The sequence below is a fragment of the Aeromonas sp. QDB20 genome (assembly GCF_027707805.1).
Classification (GTDB): Bacteria; Pseudomonadota; Gammaproteobacteria; order Enterobacterales; family Aeromonadaceae; genus Aeromonas; species Aeromonas dhakensis.
Genome location: NZ_JAPCJC010000056.1, coordinates 1 through 1,141 on the forward strand (window position 1 = coordinate 1; position 1,141 = coordinate 1,141).

1 protein-coding gene is annotated in these 1,141 nt (G+C 45.0%); it reads left to right on the forward strand.

The features are described from left to right. Positions 1-1,141: IS4-like element ISVsa5 family transposase (locus PG897_RS22500; RefSeq protein WP_001443860.1), on the forward strand; the 1,141-nt coding region annotated here is incomplete at its 3' end.

Below are 1,141 nucleotides of genomic sequence, written 5' to 3' on the forward strand. Positions count from 1 at the left end.
ATGTGCGAACTCGATATTTTACACGACTCTCTTTACCAATTCTGCCCCGAATTACACTTAAAACGACTCAACAGCTTAACGTTGGCTTGCCACGCATTACTTGACTGTAAAACTCTCACTCTTACCGAACTTGGCCGTAACCTGCCAACCAAAGCGAGAACAAAACATAACATCAAACGAATCGACCGATTGTTAGGTAATCGTCACCTCCACAAAGAGCGACTCGCTGTATACCGTTGGCATGCTAGCTTTATCTGTTCGGGCAATACGATGCCCATTGTACTTGTTGACTGGTCTGATATTCGTGAGCAAAAACGACTTATGGTATTGCGAGCTTCAGTCGCACTACACGGTCGTTCTGTTACTCTTTATGAGAAAGCGTTCCCGCTTTCAGAGCAATGTTCAAAGAAAGCTCATGACCAATTTCTAGCCGACCTTGCGAGCATTCTACCGAGTAACACCACACCGCTCATTGTCAGTGATGCTGGCTTTAAAGTGCCATGGTATAAATCCGTTGAGAAGCTGGGTTGGTACTGGTTAAGTCGAGTAAGAGGAAAAGTACAATATGCAGACCTAGGAGCGGAAAACTGGAAACCTATCAGCAACTTACATGATATGTCATCTAGTCACTCAAAGACTTTAGGCTATAAGAGGCTGACTAAAAGCAATCCAATCTCATGCCAAATTCTATTGTATAAATCTCGCTCTAAAGGCCGAAAAAATCAGCGCTCGACACGGACTCATTGTCACCACCCGTCACCTAAAATCTACTCAGCGTCGGCAAAGGAGCCATGGGTTCTAGCAACTAACTTACCTGTTGAAATTCGAACACCCAAACAACTTGTTAATATCTATTCGAAGCGAATGCAGATTGAAGAAACCTTCCGAGACTTGAAAAGTCCTGCCTACGGACTAGGCCTACGCCATAGCCGAACGAGCAGCTCAGAGCGTTTTGATATCATGCTGCTAATCGCCCTGATGCTTCAACTAACATGTTGGCTTGCGGGCGTTCATGCTCAGAAACAAGGTTGGGACAAGCACTTCCAGGCTAACACAGTCAGAAATCGAAACGTACTCTCAACAGTTCGCTTAGGCATGGAAGTTTTGCGGCATTCTGGCTACACAATAACAAGGGAAGACT